This window comes from Brevibacillus sp. BC25 (genome assembly GCF_000282075.1).
Classification (GTDB): Bacteria; Bacillota; Bacilli; order Brevibacillales; family Brevibacillaceae; genus Brevibacillus.
The window spans coordinates 86,371-111,303 of the sequence record NZ_AKIX01000028.1 but is presented as its reverse complement, the minus strand read 5'-3'; the positions used below and the strand labels follow the sequence as shown (position 1 = coordinate 111,303).

Here is a 24,933-nt window from a genome sequence, read left to right as displayed (position 1 = left end):
ACGATTGATCTTCGTCATGAAAATGATTTGCATTTACGAGCTTTAGGAGGATACGCTGCATTCTTTGGAGAAGTAATGATGTCCTTGAAAATCGAATGAACAGGTTAGGTGAGATCAAGATGATCCTGAATGAAAAAATAAAAGCGGCAGTCGTACAATTAACAGGGGTAAACGGGGAAGATCTCGGAATCATCTCCACAAAGGAAGCACTTCAAATGGCAAAAGAACAGGGAGTGGACCTGGTATGTCTTTCTTTGGCTTCGAGTCCGCCGCCTTGTCAGTTAGTGAATCGAACGAATTATAAGGAACAGGTCATCAAGGAAAACGCCAAAAACCGAAAAGTAGAAAAAGGCGTAAAAGTAAAAGAAATTCGTTTAAGTGCCTTCGTCGAAGACCATGATTACGATACGAAAAAAAGACAGGCAGAACGAATTCTTTCATCCGGGGATGCCGTGCAGTTGACTGTAAAACTGGAGAAAAAGGAAAGTCAAGAAGCTAAGCGATTAATTGAGCAGCTCATCAAAGATCTGGCTCATTGCGGAAAACAGGATAAAGGGATTCAAGTAAGCGGCAAGCAGGTAGTTGCCAATCTATTGCCACTCTAATGACGAAAAGGGAGTAAGTGCATGCCTTTTACTTTTGCTCATCCGGCTATTGTACTGCCGTTACGCAAATGCAAGTGGTTTTCGTTCTCTGCCCTCGTCTTTGGCAGTATGGCACCGGATTTTGAGTATTTCTTCCGGATGCAGCCATTCAGCGTGTACAGTCACACTATGCTCGGATTGTGGCTGGTTGATTTGCCCATCGCGATCCTATTAGCGTTTTTGTACCAGTACGTGGTCAATAAGCCGATGCTTGCGCGTTTGCCGGAGTGGATAGGACGAGGGCTGGACTACACAAACCATGGAAGCAGAATGCCAGCGTGGCGAGCGGCAATTGTGTTTATATACTCAGCGTTAATCGGCAGTTTGAGCCATATTGCATGGGATGCCTTTACCCATGATGGTGGACGTATGGTAGACCACTTCTTGTTCTTGCAACAATCCATCTCGATCGCCCATTATAAGGTGCCTGTTTACAAGCTGCTGCAGCACGGTAGTACCCTTTTCGGTGGCTTGGCCATTTTGTATGTCATTGCGCGAAGGGCGCACAAAAAAAGACAGATCGTTATGAGACAAGTACCTGTCTTGGAAAAATGGATGTTCTGGTTCGGGGTGGGGTTGTTTGGTATCGTGGCGGTCTTTTTACACGCATTCCTGGTCAAAGGAATTTCACCCTTTGTCCATCCTTTGCAGCAAGTGGTCCCGTTTCTCTCGGGATCTCTGCTTGGAATCGTGGTGCTCTGCTTCGCTTTGGACAGGCTCAGATTGAAATAGTAAAATCCCTCAATATGAGGGATTTTTGTTTCTAAATTGAAAAATCCTCAGACTTCAAATTCATTAAATCATCACGGGTTGGGTCAGGAATTTTGAGCAGTCTAACGGCTTGCACACGTATTGCCTTTTCAATATTATTTCGTACATATCTTGCATTACTGAAATTTACTTGAAACGGATCGCTCGTTACTGTTAGCAGTCTTCTTCTCAGTTTTTCACTTGCTTCAGCAGAGATTCTGTACTCCTTGTTCTTTGCCATTACATTTGCAATTTCCATTAACTCATCCACCTCATAATCAGCAAAGTTGATGTGGACGGGAAAACGTGAAGGCAGTCCAGGATTTAACTCAAGGAATGTATCCATTTCATCATTGTACCCTGCAATGATACAGACGAAATCATTGCCAAAGTCCTCAAGGCATTTTGTAAGACAGTCTACAGCCTCTTTTCCAAAATCTTTTTCACCGCCACGAGCTAATGAGTAGGCCTCATCGATAAACAGTATTCCTCCCATGGCTTTTTTAACAAGATCACGGGTCTTTTGTGCCGTGTGCCCAATAAATTCACCAACGAGATCAGCACGTTCTACTTCAGTTAGATGGCCCTTAGTTAAAACACCCATTTCCTTAAAGATCTTACCGAAAAGGCGTGCAATTGTTGTTTTCCCAGTACCGGGATTTCCTTTAAAAACCATATGGAAAACTTGCTTCTCAATTTTAAGCCCATGTCGTTCCCTTGCTTTATTCATTTTGATGAGCGCATAAATTTCATAAATCGTTCTCTTGGCTTCATGTAAGCCAATCAGGCTTTCTAATTCTTCAAAAACAGTTGTTAAATTTGAACTCGACGTAGTACGAACTATTTCAGGTAAAGTATTTAGCTGCTTAACACTTACTGGTCGATTGAATACAACTTGAATTCGATTATTACTACTTGAAGATTCGAGCACCTCAGTTTGAGGAATAGCTCCTGCTTGCTTCACATGTTTCACCTGCCTTGACCATCATACAGAAAGTATACTCAGGAACATCGGAAAACCTGCCAATTTTTACGCAAGTGATCGAATTGGACAAGTCATTACGTGGACTGTTGTGAAATTGATGTTATGCAAGTTCTTTTAGATGAGAGTAAAAAAGACTTGCAATTACGCAAGTCTTTTACTCTGTACAAAAATAAAAATGCCGCTCTTTTTAAGCGGCAATCCTGTTCTATTTCCTAAAAGTATTATCAGTATTTAATATATGCAGTTCCAGTAGAAGTAGTAAAAGCGCCTCCACTTACTTTCAATAGATAATTACCTTTTGGCAGATCAACAATTGTACCTCCACCATAAGCGTTAGCGGGCATACCAGCTACTTCTTTGCCATCGCCAACAGTTATTATAGCGATTCGAACATCGTCGCCATCCTTGTTAGTCCATCCGTACTCAACAGATCGGGCTGTATCCAGATAAATCTGTTCAGTAGATGTAAGGTTTGAGCCAAAGAAATAGAAATTCCAATTCACTGTTTTCTCTGCCGCTGATGCTACTGGTGCGATAACCAGAATAAACATTAGCATTAGGGTAAAGAATGAGCCTTTGCTAAACAATTTGTTCATAAGAATCTCCTTTTTAAATTGAATTTTTTGGAAATATAACAGGATTGTAAATATTATACATAATATCCATTAATTTTCAAATAATTTCACTCATTCTATTTCTAAAAAGAAAGAGTTGGATTTGAATGATGAAGCTTTAAAATGGTAAGTTGAACAAAGCGATCTGTTACATTAGTTTCACTTAAATGATTGGACTAAGAGAACATTTCAATCTAAAGTGGGCACAAGTAAACATAGAGGTGAAGTAACTAGAACTGTTGAATTTATTGATAGTGATTTCGATGGTAAGTCAGAATAAGAAATTGAGGAAATACTTTCTGAAGCTTGGCAACAATGGGCTAATGAAAAAATAAGTGATGTTTGGGAAGAATTTAGTTAGAAATTCTACTAGGATAGAAGATGTCAACATAGTATTAAAGGAACTTTAGCTAGTGATTTAATGAGACTATAGGGATGCTATGACTCAGCAATGCCTTAAAGATGTGGTGCAATTACTGCTGTCACAGACACGATAGTAATCAATTTTTTAAATGGTCACACATCTTTTCCTTATTGCGTTCCACTCGTCCGCAGCAAACCAATGTAAATCCGAGTATTTTACATCTAAGTTGATATCTTCATATAAACATCATAGATGTCCCACTCTCCTCCGAGATAGTCAGCAAATGCAGTGGGAGTAAAGAGTGAAAGCGAACGTACATGGAGGTTATCATGGTAGCCTTGTTAAAAGATAATAATGACGTTGGTAAATATCTTGAGATATCATTTGTATATCATGATAGGGATGAAGATGAGGGCAGTAAGCTAATTGCTAACTTTTATTTAGAGGATGATCTAGAAATAGGGTTGAAGTTTAGATGGACTAATCAAGTGTTAAAGTTATTCGTAGACTTGCTCAAACAGTTCCCGATTGAAAAATACAAAGGTATATTTTCGCACTATGAGAAACATCTAGAAATGCGTTGGGAAAGTCAGCCTCAATCTGGGAGCTACAACTTGACGTTTGATTTGCTGACAGAAGATGAAGATCAATTTTCGATTAGTGTTAGCAAAGAGCAAATTCATGACTTCGGTTTAGCACTTGAACTGTTAATGCAAAATGCCCCAACATCAGAAGAGTAGTACATAAAAGACTGGATGCTCCCAAGTGTTCTTGGGGCATCGGGATAAATGCAGTTTTGGCTCAAATACATAAACTTGAATTGAATCCATGCATGCCCTTCATTTTCTGGTCATATTCACATAAAACGGCATCAGAAGATAAACGACCATTACTCCGTGACCGAAGAGTGATGGTCGTTCTGTTTTCTTCAACGATTCCCATTCAAAATCCCACAATATGATATAATCACCCGAAATAAGGAACTTTACCAAGCATGCTGAGGAACAAGATGGAGCAAAAGAAATATACGGACGTTGTACGTCTCGGCCATCAAAAGACAGAAGGTGTATTCAAGGAAGAGGCGGGTGCCTTACCTGATGGATATGATGAAAAGGAACTCCGCAAAGTGATTAGCAAAGCGATTCCGTTTTTCGTGAAGGAGATTTTCTCAGAGAAAGCGGCAAGTAACCCATGACACAAGTTGATTTCAGTTGGCGTGCCCTGCTGCCGTAACGTTTTGGGCAAAATGTGGTATGATAGTGCATGAAGGGGCGTGAATCGGTGAACGATCAGATCAAAACGAAAGAAACAGCCATACTGATTGGTTGCTATTTAGATAACCGGAATGAAGAAAGAACCCGTCTTTCCATGGAAGAATTACATGAGCTGGCAGATACTGCTGGTGTAGAAGTACTGGACGTCATCACGCAAAATCGGGACCGGGTTGATTCTGCCTGGTATTTGGGGACAGGAAAAATTGATGAAATAACGCAGAGAGCTGAAGAGCTGGATGTGGACGTGATCATTTTCAACGATGAGTTGTCTCCGAGTCAGACTCGTAATTTGGATAAAGTTTTTGATTGCAAAGTGATTGACCGTACGCAGCTCATTTTGGATATTTTCGCAGGGCGTGCACAGTCGCGTGAAGGGAAAATCCAGGTAGAGCTGGCGCAGTACAACTACTTGCTGCCTCGACTCGCCGGGCAAGGAAAACAGCTATCTCGTCTCGGGGGTGGTATCGGTACGCGTGGACCGGGTGAAACCAAGCTGGAAAGCGACCGTCGCCATATCCGCAAGCGGATCAGTGAACTCAAGCAGCAATTAGAGGATACCGTTCGTACGAGACAATTGCATCGGGAGCGTCGGAAGAAAAACAATGTGTTCCAGATTGCATTGGTCGGCTATACGAATGCTGGGAAGTCGACGATCCTCAACAAGCTTACGAATGCAAACACCTTGCAGGAAGACAAACTGTTTGCCACTTTGGACCCAACGACCAGACAATTGGAGTTGCCGAGCGGACTGGATGTGCTTTTGACAGATACGGTTGGTTTTATTCAAGACTTGCCTACGAGTCTAGTCGCTGCATTCCGTTCGACATTGGAAGGTGTAAAGGAAGCGGACCTCATCCTGCATGTGGTAGATAGTCATCACCCTGACTTCCAAGTTCATATGGAAGTCGTAGACAAAATTTTGAGCGAGCTAAAAGCAGAAGAAATTCCGCTGCTAGTCGTTTTCAATAAGGCAGATATGCTTGTAGAGGGCTCTTACTTGCCGCGTGCAGACGAATCAATTTTGATTTCTGCCATGCGGGAAAATGACCTGAAGCAACTGCTCAGCCGGATTGAGTCGTTTGCACTCCAATCTTTCAATGAGATGAAGCTGCGCGTTCCTGTCGAGCGCGGAGACATTCTCTCCCTTTTGCATCGGGATGGGGTAGAGATGGAACAAGAATTTAATGAAGAGGAAGCGGCCTACTTGATCACTGTCCGTGTGAACAAGGATAATCCGATTTACGGCAGGATTGCTCCTTTCCTCCTGGATAAACCAGAGACTGTTGAAGAGAGTTGGTAAGTAACACATGTTTTCATATTTTTCCCATGGAGAAAAGCTTCGCCCCCTCGTAATGGAGGTGGAAGCGACGATCTCAGAGAGACATCGTCAAATTTCCGCTTTGGTGGATACGAATCAACTGAAAGTATTGCGTTCCTTCCAAAAGCATGAGGTCAATGAATTTCATTTTTCAACATCCACAGGCTATGGCTACGATGATTCCGGACGTGCAACGTTAGAATCGATTTACGCCGAAGTGTTTGGTGGAGAAGCGGCATTGGTGCGTAACCACATTATCTCGGGTACACATGCGATTGCGATTTCTTTGTTTGGCATTCTTCGTCCAGGCGACGATCTTCTCTATATTACGGGTAAACCGTACGATACGCTTGAAGAAGTAGTAGGTGTGCGCGGCGAAGGGCAAGGCTCACTCAAGGATTACGGCATCGGCTACAGCTACGTGCCTTTGACGCCAGAAGGTGAAATTGATTTTGTGGCAGTCGCACAAGCGATTACGCCAAAGACGAAGGTCATTGGGATTCAACGTTCACGAGGCTATGCAGATCGTCCTTCTTTCACCATTGCGAAAATCAAAGAAATGATTCGGGTTGTAAAAGAAATCAAGCCTGATCTGATCGTATTTGTAGACAACTGCTACGGAGAGTTCACGGAAGAGCAAGAGCCATTGCACGTAGGTGCAGACATCATGGCAGGCTCTCTCATCAAAAACCCGGGTGGTGGCTTGGTCAAAACAGGCGGGTATATAGTAGGACGCGAGGATTTGGTTCAGCTTGCTTCGTATCGGATGGCAGCACCGGGAATTGGCGCAGAGGGTGGTGCATCGCTCTACTCGCTACTGGAGATGTACCAAGGCTTTTTCTTGGCTCCACACGTAGTGGGAGAAGCTTTAAAGGGAGCGGTATTCTCTTCGGCAATGCTGGAGCGTCTGGGCTTCAAAACGAACCCACTGTGGCATGAGCCGCGGACCGACCTGATTCAATCCGTGGAATTCGGCAGTGCTGAACGGCTGATCACGTTTTGCCAAGGGATACAAAAAGCAGCACCAGTCGATTCACATGTCACTCCGTATCCAAGCGAAATGCCTGGATACGCTGATCCTGTGATTATGGCAGCAGGTACGTTTATTCAAGGGGCGAGCATCGAATTCTCGGCGGATGGCCCGATTCGTCCACCTTACTTGGGGTTCGTTCAAGGTGGGTTGACGTACTCGCACGTAAAAGTGGGGATTTTGACAGCGTTGAACGGGATGTTGGAAAAAGGCTTACTCGAGATACCGGGTGAATAGGATAAAATCTCAAGGATTGGACGGCATTCTCTGGATGATGGAGGATGTCGTTTTTTCATGTATAAAAACAGTACATAACTTTCTGTGTAATATTATCTAACATCTATTGACAGGGATTTTGTTATAAAATAGAATAAGACTAAGAAATACGAAACAGGAGGGACAAGTCATGAGTGATGACCTTCGCCGGAATATGGCCCTCTTTCCCATTGGGATCGTCATGAAGCTGACGGATCTCACTGCGAGGCAAATCCGTTATTACGAACAAAACGACCTGATTCAGCCCGCCCGCACAGAAGGGAAGCAGAGGCTCTTTTCTTTCAACGACGTAGATCGCTTGTTGGAGATCAAGGCTCTGATTGAAAAAGGACTGAATATTGCAGGGATCAAGCAAGTCCTGCAAATGCAAGAGCCTGCTTTGGAACAAACAGAGATTACCACGACGTCCGAAGAGAAACGCAAGGACATGTCCGACAAAGAGCTGCATCAGCTCCTAAGGCAACAGATTATGTATCGCGATGCCACTCGCCATGGCGAGGGTGCATTGATACGTGGAGAGCTTTCCCGCTTTTTCCACTAGATAGAAAGCCGATATAGAGACTGGAGGAGAGAAATGTGAGCAAGTTTACAAGAGAAGACATCATGCGCATGGCCCAAGAAGAGGACGTAAGGTATATCCGACTGCAGTTTACCGACCTGATGGGGATCATTAAGAACGTAGAAATCCCGCTGTCCCAATTGCCAAAAGCACTCGATGGCAAAATGATGTTTGATGGTTCTTCCATCGAAGGCTTCGTTCGCATCGAGGAATCCGACATGTACCTGGTACCAGATCTGGATACATGGGTTGTATTCCCGTGGGGCAATGAGTTTGGTAAAATTGCACGTCTGATCTGTGATATCCACATGCCAGATGGCTCTCCATTCGAAGGAGATCCGCGCTATATCCTGAAGCGTGCCTTGAAAGAAGCTGAAGAAATGGGCTTCACAGCTTTCAACGTAGGCCCAGAGCCTGAGTTTTTCCTGTTCAAGCTGGACGCAAAAGGCGAGCCTACGCTGGATCTGAACGACCAAGGTGGATACTTCGACTTTGCTCCACTCGACTCCGGTGAAAACTGCCGTCGTGATATCGTATTGACATTGGAAAAAATGGGCTTTGAAGTGGAAGCATCTCACCATGAGGTAGCCCCAGGTCAACACGAAATCGACTTCAAGTATGCAAATGCACTCCAAGCAGCTGACCAAATTTTGACGTTCAAACTGGTTGTTAAAACCATCGCGCAAAAACATGGTCTGCATGCGACCTTCATGCCAAAACCGCTGTACGGTGTAGCTGGTTCCGGTATGCACGCGAACCAATCGCTGTTCCGTGGTAAAGAAAATGCTTTCTATGACGAGTCCGATGTAATGGGGCTGAGCCAAACAGCGAAGCATTATCTGGCAGGTATTTTGCAGCATGCTCGCAGCTTTACTGCGATCACGAATCCGCTCGTAAACTCTTACAAGCGTTTGGTTCCTGGTTACGAGGCTCCTTGCTACGTAGCTTGGTCTGCGAAAAACCGTTCTCCATTGATCCGTATCCCTGCTTCCAGAGGCTTGAGCACGCGTATTGAAGTACGCAGCCCAGACCCTGCAACGAACCCATACTTGGCGTTGGCAGTTATGCTGAAAGCTGGTTTGGACGGAATCAAAAACAAGCTTACGCCACCACCTGCTATTGATCGCAACATCTACGTGATGACCGAGCAAGACCGCGAAGCAAACGGAATCGAGAACTTGCCTGCTACTTTGAAGGAAGCAATCGAGTGCCTGAAAGCAGATCCGGTGATTTGCGAAGCATTGGGCGAGCATGCATTGGTACACTTTATTGAAGCCAAAGAAATTGAGTGGGATATGTTCCGCACACGCGTTCACGATTGGGAGCGCGAGCAATACATGACTGCTTACTAATAAGCGAAACCCCTTGTGCCTGTAGGTGCGAGGGGGTTTTTTATTTGGTGGGCAAATTTGATTTTTTAAGAGGTTTAACATTTTTGCCAATTTGAGTAACCCGCAATTAGAGTGGATGTTGTACCAGTTACTCTTTTTAAACCAAAGAATATACGAATAAGGTAATCAGGTTCTACGTCCACATTAACGACTAGATGAGCCATAGAATCAAATTTAATTTGCTGACCAACACGTGTTGTTATCGGTGATAGAGAAACAAGTTTGACACAACGGTAATTAAAGTAAGTCATCGGCAAGCGGTTCAACTTTAACATCTACAATAAGGTTGCCTGAAATCTCGTAAGCTGCCAAAAAATCTATTAGTAGAAGTTTGATCTCATCGAGGTCTCGTCTTTTACGGACAATCTCATACTCCACATGTACTGTATGTTACCCCAAATCACATTTTAAGAGTTTAAATGGCTTAATAAACCGATCTTCGCCATATGTCCAAGTGGATAGAAAAGAAGGTAAAAGTAACTTATCTTCTTTCTCAAGTGGGTTTTTAAAAGTCAACAATAGTGAAAATGTAGTTCCCTTTTTAAGATCAAACGTGGCACCAGGATAGTATTTTTCAACACCCATCCAGTTCAAATCTTCATTAGGTACAAATTTATCAGACATTGAGATTCACTCCAGTAAAGGTATATCTACATTTTGGACAAAGGTGTCTATTAAGTAAACATGAAGCAAAGGGTGCACGAATTATGTTCGATGGATTTACAAAACACACGTTTTGATAAATAGGAAAATAAAAAGACACTCCTTGAATAATTAAGGAGTGTCCATGAAGTCCAAGATTAATGTTGGGACTATACTTAGGTATTTGTTTTAAGACAATGATCGCTCTATTTAGAGGATGGTCACATTACTGGGGGGTGGCTAGGGCAACAATAGCCACAGCCATCATCCCAGCAACACGGGAAACAACGTCTAGCACGTGATTGATATTGCCCATATGATTCATATGGTTGATATTGCACCAATTGACCTTTTACTTTCTTGAATTTCTTAGAATTAGATTTCTTCTTTTTCATGAGGTACTTCCTCCTTTATAACGATCTAAGTTAAGGTATTAACAAAATTTGTCTTTTGACTGGATGAGTGTTCGAAAGGGTCAAAAATGGACTTGAAAAACAGGCATAGAAGGACACTGCTATGTCAAATAGGAAGGTCTTGAAAAATCAGTGAATTAACAAAATGTGTACAAAGAAAAATAGCCGTTCGAGTAGAACGGCTATTTTTCTTTGATTTCAATGGGGAGTTGTACGGAATAACAACACCTGATAAGCCGGGGCTATCAGCGAAAAATCCGTCACGCGCTTAACCGTCAACCTTCTTAGCTCATTTACCGGAACTGCTGTAGCCTGATGCTACAACTCAGAATGACTCTCCCGGGGGGGGCAAACAGAAGATAACTTAAAGCCTTATCTCCATGCAAAAGCCGCAGCCTCATTGGCTGCGTGCGGCCAATGCTTCGGTGTTATCCATAAAAATCCAGGTGAGAGAACCGGACAATCACTTGTTTTCCGCCGCACAAGTCCTGCTTGATCTGAACCCGGTCCAGCTCAACAGGATTATTGATCAGAATCTTTCTTTTCCATTTCTTCTGCACGAATAAACCTCCTATTTGCCTTCTGGTGCAAGCTTGCCGCATGAGAACTTCAGTCAATTTTGACAAATAAAGCGAGTGAGTGGTAGATTCTATTTATACTAATTATTTAATTTGGGTGGGCCTATGAAAAAAAAATTACAAATTTACATATCGTCTACATACTACGATCTTATTGAGGAAAGACATACCGCTGTTGAAGCCGTACTTCAAGCCGGTCATATCCCTGCTGGAATCGAGCAATTTTTCAAGGAAAGTCCAATGAAAATTAGGAAGAGATGGATCGACGAGTCCGATGTATATATCCTGATTCTCGGAGGATTCTATGGTTTAACGCTTCCTGATGAATCCAAGAGCTACACGCATTGGGAATATGAGTATGCCGGAGAAGCGGGCAAACCTAGATTTGCTTTTGTTGTCACAGATGAAGCATTAAGACAAAAACCATACGACTTCGCAGCAATTGAATACTATCAGAAGTTTCAAGAATTTAAGCAATCGGTCATGGAACAAATTCCTACCTATTATGTTGAAGATGTACGGCACATAAAAATGGTACTTCGTGATCAATTGCCGGAGTATGCAGCAAGAGACGATTTGTATGGCTGGTTTTCCGGCAAGGATGTCCCGGACGTTCAAAAGCTGTTGGAAGAGAATGCAAGAATAAAGGCGGAGTTAGAGAAAAAGAAATGAAAGAGGGGCTGGCACAACCAGCCCTCTTTCCGTTTGGAAAAAATTGTGGTTGCATATTCGCATGGCGTTCTCATAAAATAGGAACAAATGTTCTTGAGAAGGTGATTAACATGGAGGCAATCCAAGCAGTGATTGATGGCCAACTCCAAGCTGTTCCCGTTTTAACCCCAAAGCATCTAAAAGCAATAAGCAAAATCCGTACTGGGGCAAGTCCTGGATGCGCCCCTGACATTCTCCTGGATCTGATCGAGGCTGGATTGGTGGAGGAAACTTCGAATGACCATACTGCATGAACATCACTATGAGGAAGTCGTGGCTCCGTTACCGCAGGTTGGCCCAGATTCCTTGGCAGAAATGAACTTGATCATTTATGACTCGGTACGTAAAGACTATGCGATCAACGTCAGCTGGCATGAGGACTGTATCCGTAGGGAATGGGGCGTAGTTAAGGATATCGACCGGGATGAGCACAAGATCAAGCTTGTTCGGGTCGATGGGATTTGGTGGGTGCCCATTGAAAAAATGCTGCAGGTTGAACGGGTGTAGTGGATAATGATTCAACCTGACCAATGGCGAGAGATACTACACGAAGCAATTCCCTGAAAGCTGAATGTCAGGTGCGGCATAACAATTATCTGTACGACGCCAATCTGTGCAGATGATTCTGCGCTATTTTTTGTGGCAAGAGAAGGTATGCATACCTATATATACTTGTAGTAAATACTGATCTGATAACCTACTATATTGATAAGAACTTTTTTATTCACGTACTACTTCTTGTGTACCCCAATTTGCTTAAAGCAGTTGGGGTCTTTTTTGTATCGAGGTGACCACATGTTTAATTCTCCGATGCTACCCCCTTTTACTCATTCCTCACGCGAGACAAAATTTCCAACCAGACATAAGGATAATCCAATAAGCAGAAAGATCTATGGATGACCGATTGTAAATAGTAAACTAACTGGCAGGATAGTGCGATCTGTTGCTATATTGATCTACATACAGTTGACGACCACTCGATGTAAATGTTACTCTTTAATAATACCCATTTTATGGGTCACTATTTAAGGAGTGCTTGGTATGAAGTTACCATTCCACGATCGATTCATTGAACAAGCAATTGAGTATGTAAGCCAAGATCAACGACTTATAGGTCTCCTCGCAGGCGGATCTATGATGTACGGAGAAATGGATGAGTATAGTGATCTGGATTTAATAATCGTCTACAAGTATGCTTTTCGAAACGAGATCATGGAACAACGCTTCCGAATTGCCGAAAGGCTCGGTAATTTACTTTCTGCATTCACAGGCGAGCATGTCGGGGAACCCAGATTGCTTATTTGTTTATATGGCCCAGCCCCTCTTCATGTCGACCTTAAATTTGTACAACTGGAAGAGCTCGAATCCCGAGTCGAGAACCCACTGATTCTTTGGGAGAGAGGTTCTGGTATTGCAACGATACTCAGTAAAACAAGTCCATCTCTCTCTTTCCCTGATCCTCAATGGATCGAAGATCGCTTCTGGGTATGGGTGCATTACTGCGCCACAAAATTAGGGAGAGGCGAATTATTCGAATTAATCGATACGCTAACATTTATGCGCAATGCAGTGTTAGGGCCGTTGGTACTCATTCGCAACGGTCATTCCCCGAGAGGGGTTCGAAAGCTCGAGAAATACGCTCTCAAGGAAGTGGAGGAACTAAAAGGAACGATTCCCATCCACAGCTTTGAAAGTTGCTACCACGCGCTAAAAAATACGATCAAGATGTACCAAAGTCTACGCCAAGGTTCGGAAATTGTACCTAAGAAGGAAGCAGAACGCGTCTCAATCGAGTTTCTTGATGGTATATATTCAGGACAATTCCAATAGCATTTTGTTCAACTAACGTGCAACGATAGCTGAATACAAAGACCCAAAAGTCGGTAATCCTTAGCATAGGAAAACCGACTTTTCTTTTGGTAAAAACTGTATCAGTGTGGGGTTTACTTTTTTTGGTTGGCGGTACCCACTGTTCTCAACTAACTTCCTATAACATTCGGGGGAAACCTATTATGTCCTCTGTAGTGAGAATAACGAACTCCAGGATTATCAAACGGTTCGGCTCCTGTAGGCAATTCTGATTCCTAGAAGTATATTCTAAAAAACTTAGGAAAGAAAAGAAATGAGATGTTATGTAGGAGGTCAGAAATGAAGAAATCAGTCATGTTTATATGGATGGGAATCGTCCTAATGATTACAGTAGTTAGCATCATGAAAATAACCGACAGAATTGAGCAAAAAAGTGTCATTGAGCAGGCAGACTTAAAAAATAATTCAAATGTATCGCAAGAGCAAGGGGCTAATTGGGAATCTGTAAAAAAAGTGTTTAACAAGGGGACTGTTCAAAAAGATGTATTTAAAGTCACGTTTCCACGTTCCGATTTGCATGTAGAAGTCGGGGATGTTCAACTCGATCCAAACCTTGCTTTAACATCTTACTTAGCATTCAAACATGTGGGCAACCATTCGATGATGATGGGCGATCTTGTTCTTCTTGAAAAAGAAGTAAAACCTGTCGAGAACATGTTAGTGGAGCAAGGGATTGAAGTGACTGCTTTGCACAACCACATCATGGAAGAAAATCCAAAGATCATGTATTTGCATGTTGCTGGTCATGGTGATCCAGTAACTCTGGCTCAAAAAATGAAGCATGTTCTTAGCCTCACAGGCACTCCATTAACTTCTGCCCCAGCTGAGAAATCTCCGTCTACTTTTAACTGGTCTAAGGTTGAGAGCATCATGGGGTGGAAAGGTGAGAAAAAAGGAAAGGTGTTTCAATTCTCTATACCGAGACCAGAGGAAATTACAGAAAAAGGCGTAAGTATCCCACCTGCTATGGGTATCGCCATGCCTATTAACTTACAATTGATTGGTGACAAGGCAGCAACTACTGGTGATTTCGTTCTGTTGTCAAACGAAGTGAATCCAGTTGTTCGTGAATTAACGAAAAATGGCATAACCGTAACAGCGGTACACAATCACATGTTAGATGAATCTCCTCGGTTATTCTTCTTGCATTTCTGGGCAGTAGATGAACCTGAAAAGTTGGCTCGTGGTCTCCGTGCGGCGCTAAATCAAACCACAGTTGGGACACAATGAAAGTTGTCATAACGGGAATAGCCAGTCGCCTTCGCGTAAAAGATACCGGCTTTATTTTGATACAAACGGATAAACATAGAATATTACCCTAGCGTGCCGCCGCAAATAAAAGCACGCGTCAAAATGCGGAATTGGACGAGGAGCGGCATGCTTCGTTCGCCCGTCTTCGTAGATTTTATTCTGGTAGCATAGGTGTAAAGATAAATGCACCCGTGGGGCATCAAGCTCCTAGGTGCACTTTTTTTAAGGGATAGTCATTTCAAATTCTGCCCACTTTTTGCCCACGAAAAAATGAAAAGTTTCGAAACCATTTGAGAGGGCACTAGGTGAAATCATTGATACAACGGGATTTTCATGGAGTTTTAAAACTGATCGAAAGCGAAGTATATGTTCCGCACACGTGTTGACGATTGGGAGCGCGAGCAATACAAGACTCCTTACTAATAAGCGAAACCCCTTGTGCCTGTAGGTATTACTCATAAATCTTCTGCATATGGTCTTCAAATTTTCTCATGTTGTCGCTTTCAATCCTTTTGGAAATGTGGGCATATACATCTGCGGTAATTTGCATGCTACCATGACCTAGACGGTCACGGTTACCGCACCAGTTTCCATGAGAAAGACTGCGTGAGTATGTTTTAATGAGTGGATAGGCATTGGGGGAATGTTTGATTTTTTCAACATTCGTGAAAAGGCGTTAAACAAAGAAGATGCTCCATTTGAATAATAAAGGATTGAAAAAAGAAAGGGAATATGTATAAGCCCCGTTGGGCCGGGGCCTTGAACCTAGCAATTGCAAGGGAAAGGAAAGACGTTTATAACGAAATTTAATGGAATGGTGATGATGGTGAACGTCTCATTGCTACCAGTGTAGACCCGAACGCGAAAACCATTTGGTCCGACACTGAGCAGACAGCCGGTAAATGTATCAAATATTGTTTTTACTACAACAATTCTGTTGATTAATCGGACTGCTTTTCTACGATTCTTTCTTTGTATTTCTAAGGAAACTCTTCTCGACGTAGTTGTAACACCTTTTTGTGCCGCCAATTCTGGCACCTCCTTTTAAACGATCTTTAATACTATATTTGATGTTTTTGTTAGAGAGATACGCGTATAATTCGCCTCCGTACGCTAGCCACTCTGATACGTTTGAATTGAATGACTACCACGTCAGTTCTCGACATATTAATCATCTTGCTTCTCTCACATGGTATAGAGAATGCAAATGGGGGAAGCTTGGCAACTGATACGAGCCTATGGTAAACGCAAATGTGCTAATTGATGCGCAAATTCATTTTATAAAAGATTTATCCAAATTAACGACAAAGTTTAAAGGGCAAGTATGTAAAAAGGCAGCTTATAAAGCTGCCCATAAACCATTGAAAATTACTCGCAACTGCAAGCAACAATTACTAACAGAACGAAGAGAACCAAAATTAAAGAAAAGTCATCAAAAAAGCCAGCGCTCATTAATGTCACTCCTTAATTGTGATTGAGGATAACCCCTAAATAATGTATGTCATATAACGAACTATGTAATGGCATTTGTACAAAAAAAATAAAATGGGTGTAAAAAATGTGATTTTTATGGTGATTTACACAATGTGTACAAAGACAAATAGCCGTTCTGGAAACGAACGGCACTTGGGCTGGGATAGTTACGGTTTAAGAGTGGGCGTAGTTGTAGTGTGCTACCCGAACCAGGTAGTCCGCTACCCGGTGGTGGAGGAATAGAACCGGGAGAGGATCGGGATTAGTGCGGGTTGTAGAACTTGTACTTGGCTGAGAAGTATTACTGTTTCCGCTGTTACCATTATTGCCACCACTGGTATTGTTGTTGTTACTTTCCGAGTTATTGTTACTGTTGTCAGTCATAAGTCTTCATATCGGTAAGTTGATTTTTAGTCCAAATTAATATTTCTATTAACAATTTAGTTAGGGAGGAAAGAGACATGGAAAACAGGTTGTCATATGGGCTGGGGCTCGGTGAATAATCAGGCTATCGAAAAATGAATCAAGGACAAACTTAGCCAGGATTATTTAATCGGAGAACGAGAGCTAACAACTACAGAAAGTGGTTTCGGATTTTTGTTTGACGACGAGATCGGAAGTGAAATCGAAATCTCTTTTTCTCTGGAACGGGACTTCCTCACTGTATATGTATCAGGAAACTGCTCATGGGATGTTGTAAGGCTGTACGAGGAAATTTCGGCGATGCTCCCTGATGAGCAGGACGCCGGTCCTCATCTACAAACTTGAACCGAAGGACTTTTGCAATGCAGCTCTGGAAGTCGTTGCTTAACAAAACGGTAATTGTATTAGTAGGCTTCAATTGTTCTGTAGATGACCAAGAATGTTGATGAGCTTGCCAAATGGGTCGCGGACGTAGAAACGCCGAACACCCCAAGGCTCATCTACTGGCCCATATTCAATTGGAAATCCTGCATTCTTCATCCGTTCGAGCGCTGTATCGACGTCATCAACTTCAATCGATAGAGCCGGAGTAAGAGTGTGGGAACCTCCCTGTGAAGCAAAACTAATTTGAACGCTCATTTCTTCGGCAGTCCCGTAAGTTGCAATCCAACCATGATCCATCAATAAATTTAGGCCGAGCACGTCCTGATAAAAGCGTTTAGCTGCGGTGATATCCTGAGTGTCTATATTGGCGACGATTCGTTTGACCTTCATTTCGTACCCTCCAAATTATTTGCGTATTTTACTAATCTTTTGATTATTTTACATGAAATATAAGTAATTAACAAAACACACGATTTGCTAAATGGAGGGATACCTATGCATCTAATCAAGTTTCAGAAATAGGATTTTGAAAAAACACTTCTCATCGAGAAGTGTAAGAAGTGAAATTGATTATTACTCTTTTACATCAATTTCCCAATCTTCTGAGCCTATAATATATCCTTTCTCTACAGAAAATCGAAGGGTATATTTTCCAGATCCTTGGAAGAAAACTGTCCCTTCATATCCATCCTCATAAGGTTGCATTACAATGCTCACATTTTGGTTATTGTCAGAGTAAGTTACTTTTACAAGTGCATTCCGTAACGGCCTACCATTGTAAAACAAATTGCTCGCTACATCAATTGGAGTTTTGGCTACAATTCCATTGGCAGAACCGGCTTGTAAGTTCCATCCAAATTCATTTCCTTGAGCTGGTGATGGGTCAAGTAAGAAACTTGCAGGAATTAAAAATGCAAATAAGAGAGGCAGAACAACTATTAAGTTTCCAGATTTAAAAAGTTTTTTGTTCAAAATGAATTACCTCCGATTCAAATACTGATCCTGCGTTTTGCATACCAAGGAACTCTGGAATCCTAGGACTAGGATTTGGAACTACTCTTTCACCGAGGTTATTCTGCTATCAATAAGGCGAGAAACTCTGTAAGAAACAGGAAGAAAGCCTTGACGAGGCCAATAACGTGAAGATTGTAAATTCGTTTCTCTCCAATCTGTCATGCAGTAGACATATCCTTTTTTCTTCGCATGGGCAAGTCCATGTAGTGTAAGTGCATAATTGATACCTTGCCCGCGATATTGATCTAGAGTACCAGCAACCCCTAATTCAACACAACGATCCGGTACATTCAAATTTACATTACTTTTATCTAAGGGGAAATATCCTTGGAAAGAAACAATTTTTTCATCTTTTAAGGCGATCCAGAAATCGACATCATGATCATCAAGGAGACCTGCATAACCTTTACGTAATTCCTGAGGGTCATCACGTAAAGAATAACCAAAAACTGGTGCCTTATTTTGATGAGTTCTAATAATATTTGCAATATCCTCAACCAAACTACGATCTTCTGGGGATGCCAAGCGAATTTCAACATCTGGAATGCTCAAAGGAAGGGGAGATTCCCGTTCAAGTAATGAGAGTAATGCATGTGTTTGTTCAAAGCCAAATCCTAAACGGAACCAAGAATGAAGTAATTCCGGTTGACTGGCTGGAATTAGCGAAAAATGACTGAAATATCCCTCATCTACCCATAATTGAGAAGCCTCTGAATAAAGATCTCTATATAATTCAACGGAGGCATTGCGAGAAATTGCATGACCCTCCAAATTAATCCAGACATGTCGATCCCGAAGAGGATTTTCAATCTTTTGTCCAATTAGGTATCCGATTAATTTACCATCTTCAATTGCTGCGACTCCGCTACTGTTTGGTTTTGACCATATCGTTTTAACAGCAGTCGCTGCATAATTTTCATCTTCACATTCACTTGGTAGTACCGAAAGGATTTCTCGATCTAGTGTATGACGTTTGGACAATAGTTGCCCAGCCTCTGAGATTAACTCATCAGTAAATGGTATGAAATACATTAAATGGACACCTCTGTTTTTATCAGCATAAAGCTGCTCTTTGTAATGCTCCCCGTTGTCCAGACACGATTTTTTGAGGAATAAGTTATGTCCTCCTTTTCGTAGTCCTAGTGTTTAGGATGCGATTTTTTCGATAGTATGGGCGTAAAATTGATCGGGTTTTGCTTCATTTAGAGATTGATGAAGGCGCTCCTGGTTATAAAATTGGACATAACGAGCTATCTCTCTGAACTCTTAACGAACTTTATCATCAATACACCATCTTGCAGTTCGGCAGAATAACAATTTTCGTTTAAATTTTCAGTTGAATATTGATATTCGAGGATTGCATCTGCCATTTCTTGAGTGAATCTCCCCTTAAAATACGGTATATTTAGTTTAGTTCCAATTTGAAAATCTTCATCACAACAATTAATATCAATGTGTTCTATTATCGTTTTAACTGGATCGCTTAAATCAGCCCATTTTAAATTACATTGATTATTCACCACTTTCTTCCCCCTTAAAATTATCTTTTCATTACATCAGAAGTTAAGTCATAAAGCATATTATTATTACCCTCAAGTACGATATATCGATGATTGAATTCGTTATTTGTTTTTAGGATGCGATTTTTTCGATAGTATGGGCGTAAAATTGATCGGGTTTTGCTTCATTTAGAGATTGATGAGGGCGCTCCTGGTTATAAAATTGGACATAACGAGCTATCCCTTTGCGTAACTCACGAGGGTCTTCGTATTCATTCAAATAGATGCACTCGTATTTAAGCGAGCGGAAATATTGCTCTGTACGGCTGTTATCCGTTGCCCGGCCTTTACCATCCATGGATACCTTGACGCCTTCTTTCTCCAGTAGCTCAAGGTAATCGGCATTGGTGAAATGAGACCCCTGATCGTTGTTCATGATCTCCGGCTTGCACCGGCTAAATGCACGCTTAAGACACCTGAGTACAAATCCCTTCTCAAGGGTACTGGATAACTCATAATCGATCACTTTGCGGCTGTACCAGTCGATGATGTTGAATAGGTACATGAAGCCTTTGCCCATCCGTAGATAGGTGATGTCAATTCCTCAGACCTGGTTTGGCCGATCGATGGATAAACCGCGAAGCAAATAGGGACGCACATACTTGGCATGGAATCGTTTGCTCAAGTTCGGCTTCGGATAGATCGCTTCGAGCCCCATGTGCTGCATGAGACGGCGTACACGCTTACGATTGACCTCGAAGCCTTGATCTCGAAGGAATCTGGTCATACGCCGATAACCAAAGTAAGGGTGCTTCATATAGATCTCATCGATACGATGCATGATCCGTACATTCTCTTCGCTCTCACGTTTCTCATTGCCGGGGCGGTAGACGCTTGTCCTGTTGACGCCCAGCAGATCGGTCTGGCGCTTAATCGTGATCTTCGTTGTCACGCTCTACCATGGCTTTACGAGCTTCAAGCGGTTCATTTGAGGCCAGATTTTCTTTTTGAGCCAGTCGACCTCAACTGTAAGTTGGCCAACCAGCTTCTCTAGATGCTCTTGTTTGCTCTCGTACTCCTTCTTCAGCTTGTCGGCTTCCATGGTCTTCTTTTCAAAGACCATGGAAGCACGCTCAAGAAACTCAGGCTTCCACCAGCTAACCATAACCGGACTCATTTCGTACTTGCCAGCTATTTCGATCACGGTCTGCTCCTCCCGGAGGACCTCCAGGACAACCTTTGTTTTAAACTCTGAGGTATATTGGTTCCGTTTTTCCATGCTCTTATTATAACTTATTTTTTAACCTCCCGTGTCTCAGTCTATGGGAGCGTTATAGGAAATCATTCGTAATTTTCTATTTAACGTAAATGATCAAGATGTTTTTGAAGAGAAAATATCATTCCCTTCAAAAATTGATTAGAATAAAAGCAAGCTTAGAATAACGTAAAGATTGAGGAGGCTGCCAAGGTTTTAACGACAGCTTTTGTTTATGCTAACGGGCAAGATAATCGAGTAAAAATGAGGATAATTTTTGAGGTGGATACATGAAATACACTTGTCCTTGTTGCGGTTATAAAACGTTTGACTTAAAACCTCCGGGAACCGTTGATATTTGTCCAGTTTGTTATTGGCAGGATGATTTACATCAGTACTTTGACCCTGATTTTGAGGGTGGGGCAAATAATTTATCCTTAAGACAGTCTCAAGAGGCTTTAAAAGATAAAACAGATCTAATAAACGATAACTACGAATTCGATGGTCCGAAAGATATATCAAAAATAAGGCGTATGCCCTTGACGGAGATTGCTAGGATCTTTGTTGCCCTTGATTTACCCCTTGAAAAATTACTTGGTCTTTATCTTGGCTTTTTTGTGGCTAAAGAGTTAAGTTTTGTTTTCAACTACGAAGAAATCTATGACCTAATGGGCGATCATCGCGAGCTAATTTACCGCTATATAACGATTCGAGAAAGGAAAGATCCTAATAAATACTTCGCAAATTATAAAGAAATTCAAGAACTCGACGATAATGAATCTAACAAAGAAATCAAGAAAATCGAAGAGGTATTTGTTAAAAAACTAATTTCAGTGCTTTGAGCTAACGGGATTCGATTGAAGATAATAGTGCCAGAAACACCTTTGAGATGGTTTTTTATTGAGAGTTGGTCACAGACGCGAATGAAAGAAGTCCCAACAAAATCCCGACAAAACCCGGGATAAAAGGCAGACGATTTGAAATGTTGGAATCAGTAATCTTGAGTCAAGAGAAAGCGACTTCAGCTCTTGGGAGATACCGTCTATCCCTTATCAATGGCGTACCTGGGGGAATCTATGGGTGATGAGGAATGTGACCTTACGAGAGGGGGACGATCTGAGCCTGAACGTGCTAGTCTTGCAATGATCGTAGCAGGGAACCATACAATTGTTTTTCATTGTATGCATTACAGCGGTTTTCAAGTTTTGGGAACCCCTCTCGGAAAATCGCGAATTCTCTGCTGGGATTTACCGGACAGGGGATTACATGTGAGACATGAGGCTTCGGACCTTCGCCTCTTATTCGAAATCTCTCATATTAAAAGTGGTTGCCATTGACCTGTAAAGCATTTACTTAAAAGCATAAAAATAGTCCCTATCCTTCACAAGGTGGGGACTATTTTTATACTTACAATAGATTGGTAATGTTTAATGTGTTGTGTCGCAGTTTATGACAGTGATTAATCAGTTTTTAAATTCTGGAATTCATTTCGGACAATTACCAGCGACTACCCATGTACCATCAGTTCCACATCGATACGTTAATCCATCTGCTTGACATACTGTTGCACCAGTACTGTAGGTTTGACCATTGAAAAGACAAACACTACCAGTGGAATTTTCAATACTTGCCATACCGACATCTATTTCTTCGTTATTGTTAGGCACTCTCCGTCAACTCCTTCTGATGGGTTTTGAATTTCTTTTCGCCTTTATTTTGTCAATAAGATCAAAGATAATGTATCCGCTCTAATTAAATTTTTTGGAAATTCACCTTATAAAATAGGTTACTTCAGCATGGAGTTGGCAATTTCAATCGCAAGTCAGTTTAACCCATTTTTTAACAGCTGTGCTCCCTAATTCTTGTTTTTCAAACATTCTTCACTTCGTCAACTTTTTACATAATAGGATGGATCGATTCAAGCTCAAGGTGTACACTTGACCCCTGATTCGATCCATCCTGTGGCTTCCGTATGTTGAAGAAGCCCCCTGCCGGAGAAAGTGGGGCTTTAGTATAGACAATCTACCTCAATTACCTCAAAATGTAATTGGAAGGAGGGATTTTCAATGTTACAAGGATACATAACTGTTTACACTGCTTGGGCTGGATTAGGTCAATTCATTGATAGTGGCAGTTGTACTGCTAGGTTGGAACAGGAGGGTCCCTGGACTTATCCAATAGTAGTACCAAGAGAAGCGGTAACTAGAGGCGATAATTCTAGTGCAGTAGTTGGTGTGGATCTTAGGGAAATTGCAGGGGAAAAATAAGCACCCACGCGGTGCTTTTTTTCATGGAGGCGGGGGAAATGTAGTGCGCCAGTATGTTGACTCAGTGACAGGAGACATTCACTACACGGAGGAAGTGCTGCGCCGATCGGACGAGATCGTAAAGGTCTTTCGTCCAGTAGGTCGCAGCACAAAATTCGTGAAGATCAAATCCAGCCAAAAAGCAAAGCGACGGCTCAGAAAGCCGTCACTTGCTGAGGCTGGTTTTTTGTTGAAGATCGCACCCGTATGCAAGCGAGGGAACAAACGTCTTATGAGGAAAGGCTGGCGCTGCTGCCGTTTGTGGATGATTCGAGCGCATCTCGTGAAAAACTGCCGGAAGAACAAGACGAAGAGGCAGAACGCAGAATGAAGATACTTTTCAGGGGTGATTGTGCGATGGAAAGAATAAACACTGTTATAGATGGCCAATAACAAGCTGTTCCCGTTTAAAACAACAGCCATCTCGTCACAATAAGCAAAATCCACACAAGCATGTGTCCTGGATGCGCTCCTGACATTCTTCGGTACTTAATTGAGGCTGGGCTAGTTGTATATCGCACCCACAAATCACTCACAAAATGATTTGATGTCACTTGAAATAACAGCAGATGAAACTGTTGAATTTTTGTGATTTCTAGAGATCCGCACACACGTTCACGACTGGGAGCGCGTGCAATACATGACAGCTTACTAATAAGCGAAACCCCTTGTGCCTGTAAGTACGAGGGGTTTTTACTATTTGGTGGGCAATTTTGATTTTTTAGGGGTTTAACATTTTTGCCCACGATTTGCCCGCTATTTTTTCTGAGTACACACTTTCCATGTAGCTTTCAAACTTGTCCATGTTATCTAAATCAATTTTCTTTGAGATGTGGGCATACACATTTGAAGTGATCCGGATACCGCATACACCTGTAACGAATCCAAGATTGCCGAAGACACATTCAGCCAAGGTCTGAAGGCTATCTTACATCACAAGCAGTTGGATTAGGTAACTCTTCACTTTCTTACTCTCATCTTCTTCCGGATATACCAGCCGCGTTTATGAAAGGAGATGGACCTGTATTTCTGGGCCAGTCTGATGATTCGTTTGCGAGTAAGTGATACCGGTTTTGAAGATAAGCTTTTGTTAAGGGAACTTCTTACAACCAGATGACCAGGGTAGTGAGCTTTCACGAAGTTACCGTAAGTTTCGAACTCGGAGAAGCCGGCATAACTCTTCTTGTTGGTTTTCTTGATAATCGCCCAGTACCATCTAGTCTTATGCCTAGCCTCAATTTTAGACTTCAGTCGGGAGAGCTTCGATTTGTCGAACAGCATATAGTGGGCAACGAAAGAGCGCGAGGCGGTTGGCTTGGTTCCCATTAATTTCTTGTAGGTGCGAAAATACTCGGGACGACTCCAGTTACGGCAGTAAAAAACGGTTTTCCCGTTGACGAGAAAGACATGAGGTCGGATGAGAATGGTGTCGGCGTCAATCACAAGATAATACCTTTGCTTGGTCAAGTTTCCTCCCGCCAGCTTCAACAATTGTTGGAGAAGCCAGCCTGAGCGATTGGTGCGCTTGGTTTGGTAGTGAATGTCTTTTTTTGTAATCGGCAGGACGCGTTTTTCATTGATGAAGGTGCAGTTTTTACGCCGGCAAAGGGCTTGGATTCGTTTGCTTGGTGGCGATACAACCATGATCTTACCGACCGGATGCTTCACTTGCTTACGGATACTGTCAATGACATAGGGAAGAGTCCCAAGATCTTTCTCAATAGCTGGGATCAGGACATCAATTTTAATAGAGCTGTTGAAGGTGCTTTTCGCTGAACGTGACAACTTCTCAACTCCTTTTCACTAAGCAGTTTCAAGCATATGTGCCTGAACAGCTTAGCCAGAGTGTCCGACATTCCAGATAGGATATGATTTTCTTTCTTAGGGTGAATGTGTCAGAAATGGAAATC

Annotated in this window: 25 protein-coding genes and 2 pseudogenes; 16 read left to right on the top strand and 11 right to left on the bottom strand. The window is 42.2% G+C overall.

The genetic code is table 11. The features are described from left to right. Nucleotides 1–119: 119 nt before the first annotated feature. Both infC and PMI05_RS06735 read left to right on the top strand, forming a co-directional pair. Nucleotides 120–605, top strand: a complete 486-nt coding sequence (gene infC / locus PMI05_RS06740; RefSeq protein WP_007719101.1) for a translation initiation factor IF-3 — start codon at nucleotides 120–122, stop codon at nucleotides 603–605. Between the two features lie 21 nt (nucleotides 606–626). After that, nucleotides 627–1,376 carry a DUF4184 family protein gene (locus PMI05_RS06735; RefSeq protein ID WP_007719100.1) on the top strand — a complete coding sequence of 250 codons (750 nt, stop codon included), beginning with the start codon at nucleotides 627–629 and terminating at the stop codon, nucleotides 1,374–1,376. 31 nt (nucleotides 1,377–1,407) lie between these two features. Here PMI05_RS06735 and PMI05_RS06730 read toward each other — a convergent pair whose 3' ends face one another. Continuing rightward, entirely contained in the window at nucleotides 1,408–2,358 is a 951-nt protein-coding gene (locus PMI05_RS06730) for an AAA family ATPase (RefSeq protein ID WP_007719098.1), read from the bottom strand. 245 nt (nucleotides 2,359–2,603) lie between these two features. Beyond that, nucleotides 2,604–2,975: a hypothetical protein gene (locus PMI05_RS06725; RefSeq protein WP_007719096.1), complete on the bottom strand. Its 372-nt coding sequence runs from the start codon at nucleotides 2,973–2,975 to the stop codon at nucleotides 2,604–2,606. 711 nt (nucleotides 2,976–3,686) lie between these two features. Between PMI05_RS06725 and PMI05_RS06720 the strand changes: the two genes are divergently transcribed. The 6 genes from PMI05_RS06720 to glnA all read left to right on the top strand — a co-directional run bounded on the left by PMI05_RS06720 (nucleotide 3,687) and on the right by glnA (nucleotide 9,166). Next, nucleotides 3,687–4,097, top strand: a complete 411-nt coding sequence (locus tag PMI05_RS06720) for a hypothetical protein (RefSeq protein ID WP_007719094.1) — start codon at nucleotides 3,687–3,689, stop codon at nucleotides 4,095–4,097. A 254-nt stretch (nucleotides 4,098–4,351) separates the two neighbouring features. Continuing rightward, a complete protein-coding gene (locus PMI05_RS06715) occupies nucleotides 4,352–4,552 on the top strand; it encodes a hypothetical protein (RefSeq protein WP_039960363.1) in 201 nt (66 codons plus the stop codon). 86 nt (nucleotides 4,553–4,638) lie between these two features. Continuing rightward, complete coding sequence (hflX, locus tag PMI05_RS06710; protein WP_007719090.1) at nucleotides 4,639–5,931, top strand: GTPase HflX; 1,293 nt, start codon at nucleotides 4,639–4,641, stop codon at nucleotides 5,929–5,931. A gap of 7 nt (nucleotides 5,932–5,938) precedes the next feature. Continuing rightward, complete coding sequence (locus PMI05_RS06705; protein WP_007719088.1) at nucleotides 5,939–7,216, top strand: methionine gamma-lyase family protein; 1,278 nt, start codon at nucleotides 5,939–5,941, stop codon at nucleotides 7,214–7,216. 169 nt (nucleotides 7,217–7,385) lie between these two features. Next, nucleotides 7,386–7,796, top strand: a complete 411-nt coding sequence (locus PMI05_RS06700; protein ID WP_007719086.1) for a MerR family transcriptional regulator — start codon at nucleotides 7,386–7,388, stop codon at nucleotides 7,794–7,796. A gap of 35 nt (nucleotides 7,797–7,831) precedes the next feature. Next, nucleotides 7,832–9,166: a type I glutamate--ammonia ligase gene (gene glnA / locus PMI05_RS06695; protein ID WP_007719084.1), complete on the top strand. Its 1,335-nt coding sequence runs from the start codon at nucleotides 7,832–7,834 to the stop codon at nucleotides 9,164–9,166. A gap of 429 nt (nucleotides 9,167–9,595) precedes the next feature. Here the strand turns inward: glnA and PMI05_RS06690 are convergent, their stop codons facing one another. Both PMI05_RS06690 and PMI05_RS31605 read right to left on the bottom strand, forming a co-directional pair. Then, nucleotides 9,596–9,829, bottom strand: coding sequence for a hypothetical protein (locus PMI05_RS06690; protein ID WP_007719083.1), 234 nt, complete (start codon nucleotides 9,827–9,829; stop codon nucleotides 9,596–9,598). 859 nt (nucleotides 9,830–10,688) lie between these two features. Beyond that, on the bottom strand, nucleotides 10,689–10,820 hold the full coding sequence (locus PMI05_RS31605; protein ID WP_007719078.1) for a hypothetical protein: 132 nt from the start codon (nucleotides 10,818–10,820) through the stop codon (nucleotides 10,689–10,691). A 123-nt stretch (nucleotides 10,821–10,943) separates the two neighbouring features. Here PMI05_RS31605 and PMI05_RS06685 point away from each other — a divergent pair, with 123 nt between their 5' ends. From PMI05_RS06685 to PMI05_RS06665, 5 genes are all read left to right on the top strand, one after another. Then, nucleotides 10,944–11,510: a DUF4062 domain-containing protein gene (locus PMI05_RS06685; protein WP_007719076.1), complete on the top strand. Its 567-nt coding sequence runs from the start codon at nucleotides 10,944–10,946 to the stop codon at nucleotides 11,508–11,510. A gap of 110 nt (nucleotides 11,511–11,620) precedes the next feature. Beyond that, a complete protein-coding gene (locus PMI05_RS30670) occupies nucleotides 11,621–11,803 on the top strand; it encodes a hypothetical protein (RefSeq protein WP_039960418.1) in 183 nt (60 codons plus the stop codon). Next, a complete protein-coding gene (locus PMI05_RS06675) occupies nucleotides 11,787–12,056 on the top strand; it encodes a YolD-like family protein (protein WP_007719072.1) in 270 nt (89 codons plus the stop codon). Before PMI05_RS30670 ends, PMI05_RS06675 begins: the two co-directional genes overlap by 17 nt. A gap of 534 nt (nucleotides 12,057–12,590) precedes the next feature. Then, the gene (locus PMI05_RS06670) at nucleotides 12,591–13,379 is read left to right on the top strand and encodes a nucleotidyltransferase domain-containing protein (RefSeq protein WP_007719070.1); all 789 of its coding nucleotides are present in this window, start codon (nucleotides 12,591–12,593) and stop codon (nucleotides 13,377–13,379) included. Between the two features lie 318 nt (nucleotides 13,380–13,697). Next, nucleotides 13,698–14,648: a DUF1259 domain-containing protein gene (locus PMI05_RS06665; RefSeq protein WP_007719069.1), complete on the top strand. Its 951-nt coding sequence runs from the start codon at nucleotides 13,698–13,700 to the stop codon at nucleotides 14,646–14,648. Between the two features lie 1,389 nt (nucleotides 14,649–16,037). Here the strand turns inward: PMI05_RS06665 and PMI05_RS29830 are convergent. From PMI05_RS29830 to PMI05_RS06635, 6 genes and pseudogenes are all read right to left on the bottom strand, one after another. After that, nucleotides 16,038–16,121 (bottom strand): YjcZ family sporulation protein, encoded by an 84-nt coding sequence (locus PMI05_RS29830; protein ID WP_012685423.1) that lies wholly within the window; start codon nucleotides 16,119–16,121, stop codon nucleotides 16,038–16,040. Nucleotides 16,122–16,979: 858 nt separating this feature from the next. Next, a complete protein-coding gene (locus PMI05_RS06655) occupies nucleotides 16,980–17,339 on the bottom strand; it encodes a VOC family protein (RefSeq protein ID WP_007719064.1) in 360 nt (119 codons plus the stop codon). A gap of 183 nt (nucleotides 17,340–17,522) precedes the next feature. Further along, nucleotides 17,523–17,921 carry a hypothetical protein gene (locus PMI05_RS06650; protein WP_007719057.1) on the bottom strand — a complete coding sequence of 133 codons (399 nt, stop codon included), beginning with the start codon at nucleotides 17,919–17,921 and terminating at the stop codon, nucleotides 17,523–17,525. 81 nt (nucleotides 17,922–18,002) lie between these two features. After that, on the bottom strand, nucleotides 18,003–18,995 hold the full coding sequence (locus PMI05_RS06645) for a GNAT family N-acetyltransferase (protein ID WP_007719055.1): 993 nt from the start codon (nucleotides 18,993–18,995) through the stop codon (nucleotides 18,003–18,005). A gap of 218 nt (nucleotides 18,996–19,213) precedes the next feature. Beyond that, nucleotides 19,214–19,483, bottom strand: coding sequence for a hypothetical protein (locus tag PMI05_RS06640; protein WP_007719054.1), 270 nt, complete (start codon nucleotides 19,481–19,483; stop codon nucleotides 19,214–19,216). Between the two features lie 112 nt (nucleotides 19,484–19,595). Further along, nucleotides 19,596–20,741: pseudogene (locus PMI05_RS06635) on the bottom strand (IS3 family transposase). Between the two features lie 266 nt (nucleotides 20,742–21,007). Between PMI05_RS06635 and PMI05_RS31295 the strand changes: the two are divergent. The 3 genes and pseudogenes from PMI05_RS31295 to PMI05_RS31290 form a co-directional block, all read left to right on the top strand. Next, nucleotides 21,008–21,172, top strand: a pseudogene (locus PMI05_RS31295) (CPCC family cysteine-rich protein); the annotation flags it as partial. A gap of 1,611 nt (nucleotides 21,173–22,783) precedes the next feature. Continuing rightward, nucleotides 22,784–22,984 (top strand): hypothetical protein, encoded by a 201-nt coding sequence (locus PMI05_RS06620; RefSeq protein WP_007719038.1) that lies wholly within the window; start codon nucleotides 22,784–22,786, stop codon nucleotides 22,982–22,984. A 43-nt stretch (nucleotides 22,985–23,027) separates the two neighbouring features. Then, a complete protein-coding gene (locus PMI05_RS31290) occupies nucleotides 23,028–23,354 on the top strand; it encodes a hypothetical protein (RefSeq protein ID WP_238543261.1) in 327 nt (108 codons plus the stop codon). A 629-nt stretch (nucleotides 23,355–23,983) separates the two neighbouring features. Here PMI05_RS31290 and PMI05_RS06610 read toward each other — a convergent pair. Continuing rightward, nucleotides 23,984–24,808: a DUF6492 family protein gene (locus PMI05_RS06610; RefSeq protein WP_007719036.1), complete on the bottom strand. Its 825-nt coding sequence runs from the start codon at nucleotides 24,806–24,808 to the stop codon at nucleotides 23,984–23,986. Nucleotides 24,809–24,933 lie beyond the last annotated feature (125 nt).

Coding starts and splice junctions, on each gene's coding strand:
- PMI05_RS06705 (WP_007719088.1), top strand. CDS start 5,939: ATGTTTTCATATTTTTCCCATGGAGAAAAGCTTCGCCCCCTCGTAATG.
- infC (WP_007719101.1), top strand. CDS start 120: ATGATCCTGAATGAAAAAATAAAAGCGGCAGTCGTACAATTAACAGGG.
- PMI05_RS06700 (WP_007719086.1), top strand. CDS start 7,386: ATGAGTGATGACCTTCGCCGGAATATGGCCCTCTTTCCCATTGGGATC.
- PMI05_RS06715 (WP_039960363.1), top strand. CDS start 4,352: ATGCTGAGGAACAAGATGGAGCAAAAGAAATATACGGACGTTGTACGT.
- PMI05_RS06675 (WP_007719072.1), top strand. CDS start 11,787: ATGACCATACTGCATGAACATCACTATGAGGAAGTCGTGGCTCCGTTA.
- PMI05_RS06665 (WP_007719069.1), top strand. CDS start 13,698: ATGAAGAAATCAGTCATGTTTATATGGATGGGAATCGTCCTAATGATT.
- PMI05_RS06670 (WP_007719070.1), top strand. CDS start 12,591: ATGAAGTTACCATTCCACGATCGATTCATTGAACAAGCAATTGAGTAT.
- PMI05_RS06720 (WP_007719094.1), top strand. CDS start 3,687: ATGGTAGCCTTGTTAAAAGATAATAATGACGTTGGTAAATATCTTGAG.
- PMI05_RS06735 (WP_007719100.1), top strand. CDS start 627: ATGCCTTTTACTTTTGCTCATCCGGCTATTGTACTGCCGTTACGCAAA.
- PMI05_RS06645 (WP_007719055.1), bottom strand. CDS start 18,995: ATGTATTTCATACCATTTACTGATGAGTTAATCTCAGAGGCTGGGCAA.
- PMI05_RS06690 (WP_007719083.1), bottom strand. CDS start 9,829: ATGTCTGATAAATTTGTACCTAATGAAGATTTGAACTGGATGGGTGTT.
- PMI05_RS30670 (WP_039960418.1), top strand. CDS start 11,621: ATGGAGGCAATCCAAGCAGTGATTGATGGCCAACTCCAAGCTGTTCCC.
- PMI05_RS06620 (WP_007719038.1), top strand. CDS start 22,784: ATGTTACAAGGATACATAACTGTTTACACTGCTTGGGCTGGATTAGGT.
- PMI05_RS06725 (WP_007719096.1), bottom strand. CDS start 2,975: ATGAACAAATTGTTTAGCAAAGGCTCATTCTTTACCCTAATGCTAATG.
- PMI05_RS06685 (WP_007719076.1), top strand. CDS start 10,944: ATGAAAAAAAAATTACAAATTTACATATCGTCTACATACTACGATCTT.
- PMI05_RS06655 (WP_007719064.1), bottom strand. CDS start 17,339: ATGAAGGTCAAACGAATCGTCGCCAATATAGACACTCAGGATATCACC.
- PMI05_RS29830 (WP_012685423.1), bottom strand. CDS start 16,121: ATGAGCGCTGGCTTTTTTGATGACTTTTCTTTAATTTTGGTTCTCTTC.